15 protein-coding genes are annotated in these 14,196 nt (G+C 70.2%); 8 read left to right on the top strand and 7 right to left on the bottom strand.

The genetic code is table 11. The features are described 5' to 3' along the window. Positions 1–26 precede the first annotated feature (26 nt). Positions 27–2,135: a M6 family metalloprotease domain-containing protein gene (locus ACGFIB_RS24305; protein ID WP_393375125.1), complete on the top strand. Its 2,109-nt coding sequence runs from the start codon at positions 27–29 to the stop codon at positions 2,133–2,135. 62 nt (positions 2,136–2,197) lie between these two features. On the opposite strand, the gene purL is transcribed toward ACGFIB_RS24305, so the two are convergent. From purL to purS, 4 genes are all read right to left on the bottom strand, one after another. Continuing rightward, on the bottom strand, positions 2,198–4,474 hold the full coding sequence (gene purL / locus ACGFIB_RS24300; RefSeq protein ID WP_393375621.1) for a phosphoribosylformylglycinamidine synthase subunit PurL: 2,277 nt from the start codon (positions 4,472–4,474) through the stop codon (positions 2,198–2,200). Beyond that, the gene (gene purQ, locus ACGFIB_RS24295; RefSeq protein WP_142574619.1) at positions 4,474–5,157 is read right to left on the bottom strand and encodes a phosphoribosylformylglycinamidine synthase subunit PurQ; all 684 of its coding nucleotides are present in this window, start codon (positions 5,155–5,157) and stop codon (positions 4,474–4,476) included. The genes purL and purQ overlap by 1 nt, the downstream gene beginning before the upstream one ends. Positions 5,158–5,339: 182 nt before the next feature. Further along, a complete protein-coding gene (locus ACGFIB_RS24290; RefSeq protein ID WP_229689915.1) occupies positions 5,340–5,738 on the bottom strand; it encodes an ATP-binding protein in 399 nt (132 codons plus the stop codon). Between the two features lie 225 nt (positions 5,739–5,963). Then, a complete protein-coding gene (gene purS / locus ACGFIB_RS24285; protein WP_142561095.1) occupies positions 5,964–6,209 on the bottom strand; it encodes a phosphoribosylformylglycinamidine synthase subunit PurS in 246 nt (81 codons plus the stop codon). A gap of 356 nt (positions 6,210–6,565) precedes the next feature. Between purS and pdhA the strand changes: the two genes are divergently transcribed. The 5 genes from pdhA (at position 6,566) to ACGFIB_RS24260 (ending at position 10,340) form a co-directional block, all read left to right on the top strand. Then, complete coding sequence (pdhA, locus tag ACGFIB_RS24280; protein ID WP_229689916.1) at positions 6,566–7,657, top strand: pyruvate dehydrogenase (acetyl-transferring) E1 component subunit alpha; 1,092 nt, start codon at positions 6,566–6,568, stop codon at positions 7,655–7,657. Further along, entirely contained in the window at positions 7,654–8,628 is a 975-nt protein-coding gene (locus ACGFIB_RS24275) for an alpha-ketoacid dehydrogenase subunit beta (RefSeq protein WP_142574623.1), read from the top strand. The genes pdhA and ACGFIB_RS24275 overlap by 4 nt, the downstream gene beginning before the upstream one ends. A gap of 16 nt (positions 8,629–8,644) precedes the next feature. After that, positions 8,645–10,003, top strand: a complete 1,359-nt coding sequence (locus ACGFIB_RS24270) for a dihydrolipoamide acetyltransferase family protein (RefSeq protein ID WP_357265695.1) — start codon at positions 8,645–8,647, stop codon at positions 10,001–10,003. A gap of 71 nt (positions 10,004–10,074) precedes the next feature. Next, complete coding sequence (locus ACGFIB_RS24265) at positions 10,075–10,215, top strand: hypothetical protein (RefSeq protein ID WP_357265693.1); 141 nt, start codon at positions 10,075–10,077, stop codon at positions 10,213–10,215. After that, positions 10,212–10,340 carry a hypothetical protein gene (locus tag ACGFIB_RS24260; RefSeq protein WP_357248689.1) on the top strand — a complete coding sequence of 43 codons (129 nt, stop codon included), beginning with the start codon at positions 10,212–10,214 and terminating at the stop codon, positions 10,338–10,340. Before ACGFIB_RS24265 ends, ACGFIB_RS24260 begins: the two co-directional genes overlap by 4 nt. 99 nt (positions 10,341–10,439) lie before the next feature. Here ACGFIB_RS24260 and ACGFIB_RS24255 read toward each other — a convergent pair whose 3' ends face one another. Together ACGFIB_RS24255 and ACGFIB_RS24250 are read right to left on the bottom strand one after the other, a co-directional pair. Further along, a complete protein-coding gene (locus ACGFIB_RS24255; RefSeq protein ID WP_357265691.1) occupies positions 10,440–10,847 on the bottom strand; it encodes a hypothetical protein in 408 nt (135 codons plus the stop codon). A 139-nt stretch (positions 10,848–10,986) separates the two neighbouring features. Then, the gene (locus ACGFIB_RS24250) at positions 10,987–12,216 is read right to left on the bottom strand and encodes a serine hydrolase domain-containing protein (protein ID WP_357265689.1); all 1,230 of its coding nucleotides are present in this window, start codon (positions 12,214–12,216) and stop codon (positions 10,987–10,989) included. Positions 12,217–12,522: 306 nt separating this feature from the next. On the opposite strand from ACGFIB_RS24250, the gene ACGFIB_RS24245 reads away from it, so the two are divergent. Together ACGFIB_RS24245 and ACGFIB_RS24240 are read left to right on the top strand one after the other, a co-directional pair. After that, positions 12,523–13,254 carry a GbsR/MarR family transcriptional regulator gene (locus tag ACGFIB_RS24245; protein ID WP_393375120.1) on the top strand — a complete coding sequence of 244 codons (732 nt, stop codon included), beginning with the start codon at positions 12,523–12,525 and terminating at the stop codon, positions 13,252–13,254. 130 nt (positions 13,255–13,384) lie between these two features. Continuing rightward, a complete protein-coding gene (locus ACGFIB_RS24240) occupies positions 13,385–13,678 on the top strand; it encodes a Dabb family protein (RefSeq protein WP_076438757.1) in 294 nt (97 codons plus the stop codon). Positions 13,679–13,712: 34 nt separating this feature from the next. Here the strand turns inward: ACGFIB_RS24240 and ACGFIB_RS24235 are convergent, their stop codons facing one another. Continuing rightward, entirely contained in the window at positions 13,713–14,171 is a 459-nt protein-coding gene (locus ACGFIB_RS24235) for a MarR family winged helix-turn-helix transcriptional regulator (protein WP_357248677.1), read from the bottom strand. Positions 14,172–14,196 lie beyond the last annotated feature (25 nt).

Here is a 14,196-nt window from a genome sequence, read left to right as displayed (position 1 = left end):
CAATAGTCTCTATAGCGTCATAATTCGTGAAACTCTCAAAAACGCTGTTCCCGGGCGTGGTGGCGGCCATCGCGCTCGTCCCGCTCGCGCTGACGGCGGCTCCCGCCTCCGCGGCCCCCGGCGGAGACCCCGATCTGCCCTGGCGTCGTGACCACTGGCCCCAGGTCCAGCCCTGGCAGCGCGACCAGCCGGACGAGGCGCAGGCCCTGCGTGGCCGCGCGTCGCGGGTCGTCGCGCCGATCGACCCGCAGAACTGGAAGAACCCCGACCACATGACGTGGACGGACTACAAGAAGATCCCGGGCACCGACTGGGCGAACCCCGCCGTGAAGGGCTCGGCGCGCACCTTCAAGGGCGCGCTCGTGCTGGTGGACTACCCCAACCAGCCGTTCGTGGTCACCCAGCCGCAGAACTCGACCGTCTTCGGCAACCCCAGCTCCCAGGCCCACGACATCCCCCGTGACCAGGTCGCCAAGTTCTACCAGGACTTCCTCAACACCCCCGGCCAGCTCAACCAGGGCCACACCCTGCACGAGTACTGGATGGAGGACTCCGGCGGCCGGTACGGCGTCGACCTCACCGCGTTCGGCCCCTACACCATGCCGGGCAAGTCGCACGAGTACGCGATGGAGTACCAGCGCGACGCCTGCCCGGCGGGGGACAACTGCAACAGGAACCTGCGCACGGACGGCAAGGCCGCCTGGCTCGCCGACGTCGGCCAGGACGTCGCCTCCCAGTTCGACTTCGTCTTCTACCTGAGCGCCGGCCAGGACGAGTCGTCGACCTGGCAGGAGTTCGGCATGATGAAGTTCCCCACCAAGGAGGACGTCACCGACGACTTCGGGCCGCCGGACCCGAACCTGCCCAACTGGTCCAAGACCCGCTATGTGGACTGGACGTCCTGGGCCGCCGGCTCGACGTTCTGGCCCAACGCGAACATCGGCGTCGACTCCGTCCAGGCCGAGAGCTCCGGCCAGGGGGTCTTCGCCCACGAGTTCAGCCACATCCTTGGCGTCCTGGACAACTACAACAACCCGTACGGCAACCCGCCGGTCCGGTCCTACACCGGCATCTGGGAGATGCTCAGCCGCGGCAGCTTCAACGGTCCCGGCGGCCCGCACAGCCGCTGGCTGATCCCACCCACGGCGGGCGCGTCGATGGGCGCTCAGCACATGCTGCGCAACAAGATCAAGCTGAACATGGTGGACGAGCAGAACGTCCTGCGCCTGTCGCGTGAGGCGCTGCGCGACTCCGGCATGGTCGTCGCCAAGGTGACCGCGCGCGAGATCCAGCCGGGCAAGAACGGCCTGACGGGCGTCAACGTCTCCTTCGACACCGGAGACAAGTCCACCGGGTCGTGCAACCAGCGGACCGACCCGCTCTGCGACGGCGGCGGCTACGACAACTACACCGTGGAGGTCGTCGACCGGATCGGCAGCGACTCCTTCACTCCCGACTCCGGCGTGCTCCTGGCCAAGACCAAGGACCAGGACCGGGCGCCGTTCGAGTGGGTGATCGACGCCAACCCGCAGGACATCGACATGACCGACTACGTGCTGCCCGACGGCACCGAGGTCCCGATCACGATCGGCGACTACCGGCAGCTCGCCGACGCCCTCTTCCACGCGGGCACCGACTCGGGCAGCGAGTACGAGTACGTGGACCAGGCCAACCGCCTGCACTTCTACGTCACCGACGTGGAGCGCGACGCCAAGGGGATCCTGTCGTACACGGTGGCGATCAAGTCCCTCGACGGCGCGGGCCCGCAGAAGCGGGGCGTGAAGCTGCTCCCGGGCGCGGGCGTCCCCGCCGCGCAGAAGGGCGTGTCGATGTGCAGCTTCCCGCTGTCCAACACCGGCAAGGCCGCCTCCGTTCAGGGGCAGCACCCCGAGGACGTCAGGACGTACCTTAACGGTGACGTCTACCGGCTGAAGGCCGAGGCCGAAGGGAACGGCTGGACCACGATCACGCCCAACGCCCTCGCGGCCGTCGACTTCGGCGGCAAGAAGACCGTCACCGTCTTCGCCCAGCAGTCCGCGGGCGGCAGCCGGCACGCCACGGTGAAGCTCACGGCCACCTCCGAGAGCGACCCGACCAAGACGATGACCGCCACCTGCCACGTCAACGCCGTCTGACGTCCCGCACGAGGAAGGCCCTTCCGGACGACCCGTCCGGAAGGGCCCGCACTCGATCGGAATCAGCCGAAGACGCGCGGAAGCGCGGAGGTGTGCACCTCGCGAAGCTCCTCCACCGGGACGTCGAGGACGCCCTCGACCGTGAGCGCGGAGCCGCCGGTGAGGCCGAGCCCGGAGCAGGGCACCTCGTGGCGGACGCACAGGTCGGCGAAGGCGTCGAACGCCTCGGGCCGCACGCACACCAGCGCCCGCGCGGCCGACTCGCTGAACAACTCGACGAAGGCGTCCTCGCCCGGCAGGGTCACCGTGCAGCCGACGCCCTGAGCCAGGCACGACTCCGCCAGGGCGACCGCGAGGCCGCCGTCGGACAGGTCGTGGGAGCCCTCCAGCAGCCCGCGGGCCGCCGCCTCGGTCAGCACCGCGGCCAGGCCGCGCTCGGCCTCCAGGTCCGCCTGCGGCGGCAGGCCGCCCAGGTGGCCGTGGACGACGTGCGCCCACTCCGAGCCGCCGAACTCCTCGCGGGTCTCGCCCAGCAGGAGGACCCGCAGGCCCGCGGCCGTGAAGCCGGACCTGACCCGCTGCGCCACGTCGTCGATCACGCCGAGCACGCCGATCACCGGCGTCGGGTTGATCGCGGTCGAGCCCGTCTGGTTGTAGAACGACACGTTGCCGCCGGTCACCGGCACCCCCAGGGTCCGGCAGGCGTCGGCGAGCCCGCGTACGGCCTCGGAGAACTGCCACATGACCTCGGGGTCCTCGGGCGAGCCGAAGTTGAGGCAGTTGGTGACGGCGAGCGGCGTCGCGCCGGTCACCGCCACGTTGCGGTACGCCTCCGCCAGCGCGAGCTGGGCCCCCGTGTACGGGTCGAGCTTCGCGTAGCGGCCGTTGCCGTCGGTGGCGAGCGCGATGCCCCGGGTGGTCTCCTGCGCGCCCGGCATGACCTCGGAGATGCGCAGCATGCCGGCGTCGGCGGGCTGGGCCAGGACCGTGTTGCCCCGGACATACCGGTCGTACTGGGAGGTCACCCACTCCTTGGACCCGAGGTTGGGCGAGCCGAGCAGGGTGAGCAGGGTCTCCCGCAGGTCCTCGGGCCTCGGCAGGCGCTCGGGACCGTCGACGTTGAGCGCGGCCTGCCCGGCGGGCTCGTGGAACGGGCGCTCGTAGACCGGGCCCTCGTCGGCGGCCGTGCCCGGCGGGATGTCGACGATGACCTCGCCGTCCCACGTCATGACGAGCCTGCCGGTGTCGGTGACCTCGCCGATCACGGTCGCCGGCACGTCCCACTTGTCGCAGATGGCCATGAAGGCGGGGATGTCGTCGGGGGTGACGACCGCCATCATGCGCTCCTGCGACTCGCTCATGAGGATCTCCTCGGGCCGCAGCGTGGGATCGCGCAGCGGGACGAGGTTGAGGTTCACCTCCATGCCGCCGGTGCCCTTGGCGGCCAGCTCGGTCGTGGCGCAGGACACCCCGGCCGCGCCGAGGTCCTGGATGCCGACGACCACGTCCGCCTGGTAGAGCTCCAGGCAGCACTCGATCAGCAGCTTCTCCATGAACGGGTCGCCGACCTGCACGGCGGGCCGCTTGGCCTGCGACTCGTCCTCGAAGGTGGCCGAGGCCAGCACCGAGGCGCCGCCGATGCCGTCCGCGCCGGTCCTGGCGCCGAAGAGCACGACCTTGTTGCCGGGGCCGGGCGCGGTGGCGAGCTTGATCTGGTCCTTGCGCAACAGGCCGACGCACAGGGCGTTGACCAGCGGGTTGCCGATGTAGCAGGGGTCGAAGACGACCTCCCCGCCGATGTTGGGCAGGCCGAGGCAGTTGCCGTAGTGGCTGATGCCCTCGACCACCCCGGGCAGCACCCGGCGCGTGTCGGGCTGGTCGGCCCCGCCGAAGCGCAGCGCGTCCATGACCGCGACCGGCCGGGCGCCCATCGACATGATGTCGCGCACGATGCCGCCGACGCCGGTCGCGGCGCCCTGGTGCGGCTCGACGTACGACGGGTGGTTGTGCGACTCGATCTTGAAGGTGGCGGCCCAGCCGTCGCCGATGTCGACCACGCCGGCGTTCTCACCCATGCCGACGAGCAGGGCCTCCGACTCGGGCGCCTTGGTCCCGAACTGCCGCAGGTGCACCTTCGACGACTTGTAGGAGCAGTGCTCGCTCCACATGACCGAGTAGATCGCCAGCTCGGAGCCGGTCGGGCGGCGGCCGAGGATGTCGCGTACGCGCTGGTACTCGTCGTCCTTCATGCCCAGCTCGGCGTACGGCTGGCGCTCGTCCGGCGTCTCCAGCGCACGGCTCACACTGTCGGTGTTCATAGGTCGCTCACCGCTCCCCATCACGCGTTCACCAGCCGCTTCAAGATAGAGGTGAAGAAGTGCCGGCCGTCCACGCTCGGCGCGCCGGTCAGGTCCTCGACCGCGTGCTCGGGGTGGGGCATGAGGCCGACGACGTTCCCGGCCTCGTTGGTGATCCCGGCGATGTCGTTGAGCGAGCCGTTGGGGTTGCCGCCCGCGTAGCGGAAGACCACCCGGCCCTCGCTCTCCAGCGCCGCGAGTGTTTCCGCGTCGGCCACGTAACGGCCCTCGCCGTGCTTGATCGGCAGCACGATCTCCTGGCCGTCCGCGAAGTCCGCCGTCCACGCCGTACGCGTGCTCTCCACGCGGATGCGCTGGTCGCGGCAGATGTAGTGGAGGCCCTCGTTGCGGGTCAGCGCGCCCGGCAGCAGGTGCGCCTCGCAGAGGATCTGGAAGCCGTTGCAGGTGCCGAGCACGGGCAGCCCGGACCGGGCGGCCGGGATCAGCTCGGTCATGAGAGGGGAGAACCGGGAGATCGCCCCGCAGCGAAGATAGTCGCCGTAGGAGAACCCACCGGGAAGGAAGACGGCGTCGACTCCCTTGAGGTCGTGGTCGGCGTGCCACAGGGGCACCGCCTCCGCTCCGGCCAGCCGTACGGCTCGCGCGGCGTCCTGGTCGTCGAGTGTTCCGGGGAAGGTGACGACGCCCACCCGGGCAGCGCTCATGACAGTTTTCCCTCCAAGGGTCCCCGCCAAGCCGTACGCCACCGTCATCTGGCCGGACGGCGGTCTGTGGCGGTACACCACAGGGTATCGGAGCCGCCAAACCGGATCCCCTGCGGAGGCTCACATCCGATCACACGTCACGCCGGGCTCCCCGAGCCCGGCGTGGTGCGGAGCCGGGGTGCTCAGACCCCGGCGAGATGACGGTCGAGAGTGAGGTGACGGGCGATGGAGTCCTCGTCCCAGTCGAGTTCCTTGCTCAGGCGCACGGTCGTGCCGCGCCCGGGCGTGATGTCGAACGACAGATCGTCCACGACGGCGCGCATTATCAAAATGCCCCGGCCGTTCTCGGTCTCCGCCGGCGGGTACTGGCGGGGAATCATGTGCAGCCCCTCGCCTTCGTCGGCGACGCGCAGCTCGCAGCGGCCGTTGCCTATGGTCGCCATGACCTCGTAGCGGTTGGCTGGGCCACCGTGGCGCACCGCGTTGGCGCACGCCTCGGAGGTCGCCAGGAGTATGTCGGACACGCACTCTTCGGTCACCCCGAGAGACCGCAGCGCGTCGCCCACCACTCGACGGACCATCGGGATGCCGATGGCATCCCGTGGCATCGCCAGTGAAAACTCAATATCCACCGGACCCCTCCCCGGTGTCGAAGGTCACCAAGGTAGGCTTCCCCGATGAATCAGGGCTAACCGCAAAATCACGTCCGCGTTATTCAGGACGCACGGGATAGGTGGGTTCGAGACGGACCGATGCCTGATTAGGGGTAGACAAGCCGCGGAAACAGTGGTGTGAAATGCGCCACTTCACCCCTCGACGCGGATCGTGAAGTCCTCGATGACCGTGTTCGCGAGCAGGGTTTCGGCCATCTTTCGGACATCCGAAAGTGCGGCCTCGTCGGCCGGGCCGTCCAACTCCAGCTCGAACCGCTTGCCCTGCCGCACCCCGGAGACCCCGGAGAAGCCGAGTCGCGGCAGCGCCCGGGCGATCGCCTGGCCCTGCGGGTCGAGGATCTCCGGCTTGAGCATGACGTCGACGATGACGCGCGCCACGATGTTCCTCCAATTCGAATGAGGGCCCGCCGATTCGGGGAGGTCCGCCCGTTCGGGGGTCCGTTTGGGCCAAGCCTAGTGCCGCCTCGCCGGCTCGTCCCCGACGGGCCGGGATGCCGCGCCGGGCGGGTGTCCCGCCGCTCCCGGGACGCGGCGCCCGGGTGTGGCGTCTCACAGTCCGGGAATCGGAAGAGGTATGGACGGGCGGGCGGGGCCTTGCGCCAAGGGGCGTGACTTCTGCCACGATGTCCACATATGCGCCCGGTCGCCCACCCCAGCGGCCGTACGCCCGACGACCCGGCCGTCCTGCGGGGGTGACCCCACCCGCGGGGGCCCGACACGCACAGGAGTGGCACGTGACAGCCGACGCCCCTCGTGGTGTAGACGCACCCCCGGAACTCGTCCAACTGCTCACCCCGGAAGGGGAGCGGGTCGAGCATCCCGACTACGACATCGAGCTGACCGCCGAGGAGGTCCGCTCCCTCTACCGTGACCTGGTCCTCGTCCGCCGCGTCGACCTGGAGGCCGTCGCGCTCCAGCGACAGGGAGAGCTCGGCATCTGGGCGTCCCTGCTCGGGCAGGAGGCGGCCCAGATCGGCTCAGGCCGGGCGCTCACGGACGCCGACATGGCCTTCCCCACCTACCGCGAGCACGGCGTGGCCTGGTGCCGCGACGTCGACCCGGTCAAGCTGCTCGGCCTGTTCCGCGGCGTGAGCAACGGCGGGTGGGACCCGGCGGAGCACAACTTCCACCTCTACACGATCGTCATCGGCTCCCAGGCCCTGCACGCGGTCGGCTACGCCATGGGCATCCAGCGCGACGGCGCCGAGGCGGCCACCATCGTCTACTTCGGCGACGGCGCGACCTCCCAGGGCGACGTGAACGAGGCCTTCATCTGGGCCTCGGTGTTCAACGCCCCCATCGTGTTCTTCTGCCAGAACAACCAGTGGGCCATCTCCGAGCCGCTGGAGAAGCAGTCGAAGATCCCGCTCTACAAGAGGGCGTCCGGCTTCGGCTTCCCCGGGATCCGCGTGGACGGCAACGACGTGTTCGCCTGCCTCGCCGCGACCCGCCGCGCGCTGCAGAACGCCCGCGACGGGCAGGGGCCGACGCTGATCGAGGCGTTCACCTACCGGATGGGCGCGCACACCACCTCCGACGACCCCACCCGCTACCGGCTCGCCCACGAGCTGGAGGCGTGGAAGCTGAAGGACCCCATCGAGCGGGTCAAGGCGTACCTGTTCAAGAACCAGCTCGCCGACCAGGAGTTCTTCGAGAAGATCGACGCCGAGGCCGACGCGCTCGGCAAGGACGTGCGAAGCCGGTGCCTGGCGCTGCCCGACCCACCACCCCGGGCTATCTTTGATCACGTGTACGCCGGAGCCCATGCACTCCTCGACGAGGAACGCGAGCAGTACCTGACCTACCTGGCGGGGTTCGAACGATGACCACACTCACTCTCGCCAAGGCATTGAACGAGGGCCTCCGCCGCTCGATGGAGGACGACCCCAAGGTCCTCGTGATGGGAGAGGACGTCGGCAAGCTCGGCGGCGTCTTCCGCGTCACCGACGGCCTCCAGAAAGACTTCGGCGAGGACCGCGTGATCGACACGCCGCTCGCCGAGTCGGGCATCATCGGGACGGCGATCGGCCTGGCCCTGCGCGGCTACCGGCCGGTCTGCGAGATCCAGTTCGACGGGTTCGTGTTCCCGGCCGCCGACCAGATCATCACCCAGCTGGCCAAGATGCCGCTGCGGTCGCTCGGCACGCTCAAGCTGCCGGTCGTCGTACGCATCCCCTTTGGCGGCGGCATCGGGGCGGTCGAGCACCACTCGGAGTCGCCCGAGGCGTACTTCACCCACACGGCGGGCCTGCGGGTGGTGGCGTGCTCCAACCCGGTGGACGCCTACACGATGATCCAGGACGCCGTCCGCTGCGACGACCCGATCATCTTCTTCGAGCCCAAGCGCCGTTACTGGGACAAGGCCGACATCGACCTCGCCGCCCCCGGCCTGGCGCTCGACCGCGCCCGCACCGTACGGCAGGGCCGCGACATCACGCTGATCGCGTACGGGCCGATGGTGAAGACCTGCCTGGAGGCCGCCGCGGCGGCGGAGGAGGACGGGCGGGACATCGAGGTCATCGACCTGCGCTCGCTCAACCCTCTCGACGTGGACGTCCTGACCGAGTCCGTGACGCGGACCGGGCGGTGCGTCGTCGCCCACGAGGCCCCCGTCTTCACCGGCTTCGGGGCCGAGCTGGCGGCGCGGATCACCGAGCGCTGCTTCTACAGTCTGGAGGCGCCCGTGCTGCGGGTCGGCGGGTTCTCCACGCCCTACCCGCCGTCGCGGCTGGAGGACCACTACCTGCCCGACCTGGACCGCGTGCTCGACGCCGTGGACCGCTCGTTCGCGTACTGAGGGGGAGGGACTTCTCATGCTCCGTGAGTTCAGACTCCCCGACGTGGGCGAGGGGCTGACCGAGGCCGAGATCGTCAGGTGGCACGTGGCCCCGGGCGACTCGGTGAAGATCAACCAGACGATCGTGGAGATCGAGACGGCCAAGGCCGTCGTCGAGCTGCCGTGCCCCTACGAGGGCACCGTCTCCGCCCTGATGGCCGGCGAGGGTCAGACCGTCGACGTCGGCGCCCCGATCATCGCGGTCGAGGACGGCGCGGGCGGTGACGGCGCGGGTGGTGGTGGCGCCGTCGCGGGCCGGGAGGCGCTGGCGGACGACATGGTGCCGGACGCGCGCAACGGCGCTCCGGCGAAGGAGCAGCGCCAGCCGGTGCTGGTCGGCTACGGCGTCAAGACGAGCGCCACCCGCCGCCGTCCCCGCAAGCCGGCCGCTTCTGCTGGTGTCGACGCAGGTGTTCGTGCCGCGGAAGATGTTCCTGCGACGCAGGACAACGGCTCCGCCGTGTCCACACGGGCGCGCGCCCTGGCCAAGCCGCCGGTCCGCAAGCTCGCCAAGGACCTGGGCGTCGACCTGACGACCCTCACCGGCACCGGCCCCCAGGGATCGATCACCCGGGCCGACGTGGAGACCGCGGTCGCGGCGCCCGCGCCCGTTCCGGCCGCCGCGCGCCGGGAGTCCGGGGCGCGGGAGGAGCGCATCCCGGTCAAGGGGGTCAGGAAGGCGACCGCGCAGGCGATGGTGACCAGCGCGTTCTCGGCCCCGCACGTGACCGAGTGGCTGCAGGTCGACGTGACCGAGACGATGGAGGCGGTCCGGCGGCTGCGTACGCTGCCCGAATTCGCCGAGGTCAAGGTCTCCCCGCTGCTTCTCGTGGCGAAGGCCCTGATCACCGCGGTGAAACGGCACCCGATGGCCAACGCCACGTGGACCGGCGAGGAGATCGTGGTCAAGCACTACGTGAACCTCGGCATCGCCGCCGCCACCGATCGCGGCTTGATCGTGCCGAACGTCAAGGACGCCGACGTGATGTCGCTGCCCGAGCTCGCCAGAGCACTGGGCGAGCTCACCGAGCGGGCGCGGGCCGGCAAGTGCCAGCCCGCCGAGCTGAGCGGCGGCACGATCACGATCACCAACGTGGGTGTCTTCGGCGTCGATGCCGGCACGCCGATCCTCAACCCCGGGGAGGTGGCGATCCTCGCCGTGGGCCAGATCAGGGACATGCCCTGGGTGGTGGACGGACAGCTCGCGGTCCGCAAGGTCACCACCCTGGCGTTGTCGTTCGACCACCGCGTGGTCGACGGCGAGCTGGGGTCGTACGTCCTGCGTGACGTCGGCGCCATGCTGGAAGACCCTCTCCGCATGCTCGCCTGGAGCTGAGCGGGGACCGCTCAAGTCGGATGCGAGATCCGAACCAGTGAGGCGCAAGCTCGGCTTTCTACCGTTCGCGTGTGATCCTCATACTGAGCGACCGGGAGGACACCACCGTGCGCCGTGTCCTCCCGGAGGTCGATCCGGACGGCGCGCCGGCGCCGGTGGAGAAGCGCGCCGGGCCGCTGGTCAGAGACGCCGCCGCCTGGGCGGCGGCATGACCGCCGTGCCGGTGACGGCGTTCGCCGCGGTCCTCACGGTCGACCGCGTGCGCCTGCGCGTCGCCGAGGCGCTCATGCTGCTGCTCCGGCGCAGACGGGCCTCCATCGAGTGGCACTGGCTGTGAGGACCTGACTGAGCGCGGGCGACGGCCGGACGCCGGGCATCGGCGGGCGGGCCGGCCGTCGCCGCGTCCCGGGTCCGGGGAGGACCCGGGGACCTCCCGTCAGGCGGCGTCGAGAGCTTCGGTGATCTTGCGGGCCATGTCGGCCATGGTGGGGCCGGGCTCGCCCTTCTGGGCCCGGGCGGCCGCTTCGACGGCGACGAGGACGGTGCTGCGGAAGTTGTCGGCCTCGGTCGGCGCCTGCCGCTTGAGCAGGTGCACGGACGCCGTCAGGGCCGGCAGCACACGGTCGGCGAGTTCGGCGACGGACTTGCCGCTCAGGTCCATACCCGTCGACTTGTCGGCGAGCACGTGCCCGACGAGGCCGGTCGCGGAGGCCAGGGCGATGGAGCCCTGGGTGGCGACCTTGTGGGGCGAGCCGGTGGCGCCGGCGGCGGCCAGCAGCGAGACGGCGCCGTAGGCGGCGGTCCGCAGGGTGATCTTGTCCTGGTCGGTGAGGGTGACGGACATGGTCGCGTGGTCCTTTACATCTGATGTACGGATGGGGGAAGGGGCCCGCCGATGCCCGGGAAAGGGCTCGGGGCGGGCATGAGGGGGCTGAGGGGCTGAGGGGGGCTGAGGGCGGGTCTGCCGGGACGCGGGCCCGGTGTCAGTCGTCGATCGCCTGGTAGAGCGTGGTCCAGAAGTCGTGGACGAGCTGCATCGAGTCCGGGGTGGACGCGCCGACCTGGGTGAGCAGGAGTCCGGTGAGCTGGTTGGCCGGGTCGGCGTAGGCCGCGGTGCCGCTTCCGCCGTCCCAGCCGAACTGGCCGACGGGGGCGTAGTCGCCGCGGTAGGTGCGCACCGCCATCCCGAAGCCCCAGCCGCCGTGCTGTCCTTGGCCGTGCGAAATGTGGACGTTGTCGATGGCCATGGCGGTGCGGGCGGCGTTCTGCTCGGGCGTGAGACGGTTGGTGGTCATCAGCTCGACGGCGGGCCGGGACAGGATGCGCTTCCCCTGGTGCGTCCCGCCGTTGAGCAGCATGCGGAAGTAGGCGTGGTAGTCGTCGACGGTGGAGACCAGCCCGCCGCCCCCACCTTGGAACGCCGGAGGCTCGCTCCACCGTCCGCCCTTGGCCTCGTCCCATACGAGGAACTCGCCGGTCCGCGGGTCGGGGGCGTAGAGGGCCGGCAGCCGGTCGATCTTTTCGGCGGGCACGTGGAAACCGGTGTCGGTCATCCCCAGCGGATCGAAGATGCGCTCGCGCAGGAACTCCTCGAACGACTGGCCGGTGACCCTGGACACCAGCACGCCGAGCAGGTCGCTGCTGATGTGGTACTGCCAGCGCTGTCCGGGCTGGTACATCAGCGGGAGCTCGCCGAGGCGGCGCATCCACTCGTCCTGCTCGGGCATCGGCACCGGCAGGTTGGGCGTGAGCCCCTGCTCGAAGACCGCGTTCATGATCGGGGTGCCCAGCGAGGTCATGTCCATGCCGAGTCCGAAGGTGGAGGTCAGCACGTCCCGCACGGTGATCGGTCGCCGCGCCGGCACGGTGTCGTCCAGCGGACCGTCGATCCGCTTCAGCACCCGGCGGCCGGCCAGTTCCGGCAGCCACGGATCCACCGGGTCGTCCAATCGCAGCCTGCACTCGTCCAGCAGGACCATCGCCGCCGCGACCGAGACCGGCTTGGAGGTCGAGGCCATCCGGAAGATCGTGTCCCGGCGCATCGGCGCGCCACCGTCATGACGCATCGTCCCGATCGCTTCCACATGTGTCCGGCCGCTCCGGCTGACCAGGGCGACAAGCCCGGGAATCCGCCCCGAGTCGACATATCGCGTCAAGACCTCGCGCACCCTGCGCAGCCCGGTCGCGGAGAAGCCGCTGTCGCCGATTTCCATCCTGAATCTCCTCATACACATGGTCGATCTGCCATCGAGGCTCCCTCTGCGCTGCCGCCGGCACCCGCAAGTGTTCGGGAATCTCTGAACGTCTGCGACGCTACATTGCATTCACTATTTGGTCAATCATTAAGAGGGTTGGTACCTCCCGTTGTGCTGTGCTGTCTGAGTGTCTATTGCAATGACTCTGGGGCTGAACGCAATGAGCGGTCAGGCATGCATTGCAATGGCCTCCGAGTGAATGCATACTGTGCGGCACGCGGGCGCCGAGCTCCGCGCACGTCGGCAGACAGGAGACGAGCACCGATGCCCGGAGGCAGACTCACCGACGAGGACCGTCAGCACATCGCCGCGGGGCTGGCCGAGGGGCTCGGATACGCAGAGATCGGCCGGCGTCTGGGGCGGCCCGCCTCGACGATCATGCGAGAGGTCACCCGCAACGGCGGACCCGACGATTACGGGGCGGAGCGGGCGCACGAGGCCACGCGGCACCGCGCGCGACGGCACAAGCGGGCTCGGCCACCGGCGCCGCCGATCTCCGACGGCGGCCATGGGCGTGACCCCCAGGCGGTGCAGAACTTCACGGAGTCCTTCATCGCCCTTCTCGTGCAGCAGGGGCTGCCCCGGATGGAGGCCAGGGTGCTGGCCTGCCTGTACGTCACGGACTCCGGCACTCTCACCGCCGCCGACCTGGTCCAGCGGCTTCACGTCAGCCCTGCCTCGATCTCGCACGCCGTCGCCTTCCTCGAACAGCAGGGGATGCTCAGGCGGGAACGGGTTCCCGGGGCGCGGCGCGAACGCTATGTCATCGACGACGAGATCTGGCTCCGGTCGATCCTCGCGTCCCTGCGGATGAACGAGGCCCTGGCGGCCGCATCCCAGCGCGGAGCCGACATCCTCGGGGCCGCGACCCCGGCGGGCGCCCGCTTCGAGTCCTCCGCCGAACTTCTGTCCCTCGTGAGCGCGGCGTTCCGGCAGGTCGTGGAGCAGTGGCAGGGCCGGAGTGCTCGCCGGTCGGTCCACCCGCCCGGTGATTGACGCGGGCTCCGGCTGATGGCCGGCGCCTGAACACCCACCGCGCCTACGCCTCCGTCATCGATGATGAGAGGATGGGCGCCGCGAAGAACGCGGCCGCCCGGCCGCGTGCGTCTCATCCCAGGGGGAGTGCATGTTCCGCCACGTCGTGCTGCTGCAGTGGACCGAGGACGCCACCGAGGAGCAGCGGGCCGAGGTGGCAAGGCGGCTGAGCGGGCTGCCGGATGCCATCCCCGAGGTGCGCTCCTACCGGATCGGTCACGACGCGGGCGTCAACGAGGACAACTACTCCTTCGCCGTGGTCGCCGATTTCGACTCCCCCGAGGACTACGTCGTCTACCGTGACCACCCGGTCCACCTGGCGGTGGTCGACGAGTGCATCGCGCCGATCCTCGCCGCCCGCGCGGCGGTGCAGTACGTCCTCTAGGGTCCCGCAGGCGTGCCTCCGGCGGCGTCCGGGGTCACCCCTGCACGTGCAGTGATTCGACCGCTTCGACCAGAGGGGCGAGCCGGGGGTTCCGGGCTGCCTGGTCAAGGGCTTCCCGCAGGGCGGCGTCGTTCGTGGGCCGGGCCTCGGCGAGCAGCGCCAGGCCCGCGGGGCTGACGTCGGTGTAGATCCCGCGGCGGTCGGTGGGGCACAGGTAGCGGGTGAGCAGTCCCCGCTCTTCGAGCCGGGTCACCAGGCGCGTCGTCGCGCTCTGGCTGAGCACCACGGCGTCGGCGACCTGCTTCATCTGCAGGTGTCCGCCGGGGCCGTCGTGCTGCCGGCTGAGCGTCTCCAGCAAGGAGTACTCCCGCACGCTAAGGCCGTGCTCGCTCTGCAGGGCGCGCTCGATGCGCGCCTCGATCTTCTCGTGCAACAGGGAGAGGGCGCACCAGCCCTGTGCGAGAGCGGTGAGGGCAGGATCCGTGGCCGTCATCGGCTCTCCCTCCGTTCGCGTGTGA

The organism is Microbispora bryophytorum, from assembly GCF_043197435.1.
GTDB classification, from domain to species: Bacteria; Actinomycetota; Actinomycetes; order Streptosporangiales; family Streptosporangiaceae; genus Microbispora; species Microbispora bryophytorum.
The sequence above is the reverse complement of the archived record's forward strand: the minus strand, read 5'-3'. Positions and strand labels throughout refer to the sequence as shown.

Coding starts and splice junctions, on each gene's coding strand:
- purQ (WP_142574619.1), bottom strand. CDS start 5,157: ATGAGCGCTGCCCGGGTGGGCGTCGTCACCTTCCCCGGAACACTCGAC.
- purL (WP_393375621.1), bottom strand. CDS start 4,474: ATGGGGAGCGGTGAGCGACCTATGAACACCGACAGTGTGAGCCGTGCG.
- ACGFIB_RS24290 (WP_229689915.1), bottom strand. CDS start 5,738: ATGGTCCGTCGAGTGGTGGGCGACGCGCTGCGGTCTCTCGGGGTGACC.
- ACGFIB_RS24235 (WP_357248677.1), bottom strand. CDS start 14,171: ATGACGGCCACGGATCCTGCCCTCACCGCTCTCGCACAGGGCTGGTGC.
- ACGFIB_RS24240 (WP_076438757.1), top strand. CDS start 13,385: ATGTTCCGCCACGTCGTGCTGCTGCAGTGGACCGAGGACGCCACCGAG.
- ACGFIB_RS24260 (WP_357248689.1), top strand. CDS start 10,212: ATGACCGCCGTGCCGGTGACGGCGTTCGCCGCGGTCCTCACGGTCGAC.
- ACGFIB_RS24245 (WP_393375120.1), top strand. CDS start 12,523: ATGCCCGGAGGCAGACTCACCGACGAGGACCGTCAGCACATCGCCGCG.
- ACGFIB_RS24275 (WP_142574623.1), top strand. CDS start 7,654: ATGACCACACTCACTCTCGCCAAGGCATTGAACGAGGGCCTCCGCCGC.
- ACGFIB_RS24270 (WP_357265695.1), top strand. CDS start 8,645: ATGCTCCGTGAGTTCAGACTCCCCGACGTGGGCGAGGGGCTGACCGAG.
- ACGFIB_RS24250 (WP_357265689.1), bottom strand. CDS start 12,216: ATGGAAATCGGCGACAGCGGCTTCTCCGCGACCGGGCTGCGCAGGGTG.
- ACGFIB_RS24255 (WP_357265691.1), bottom strand. CDS start 10,847: ATGTCCGTCACCCTCACCGACCAGGACAAGATCACCCTGCGGACCGCC.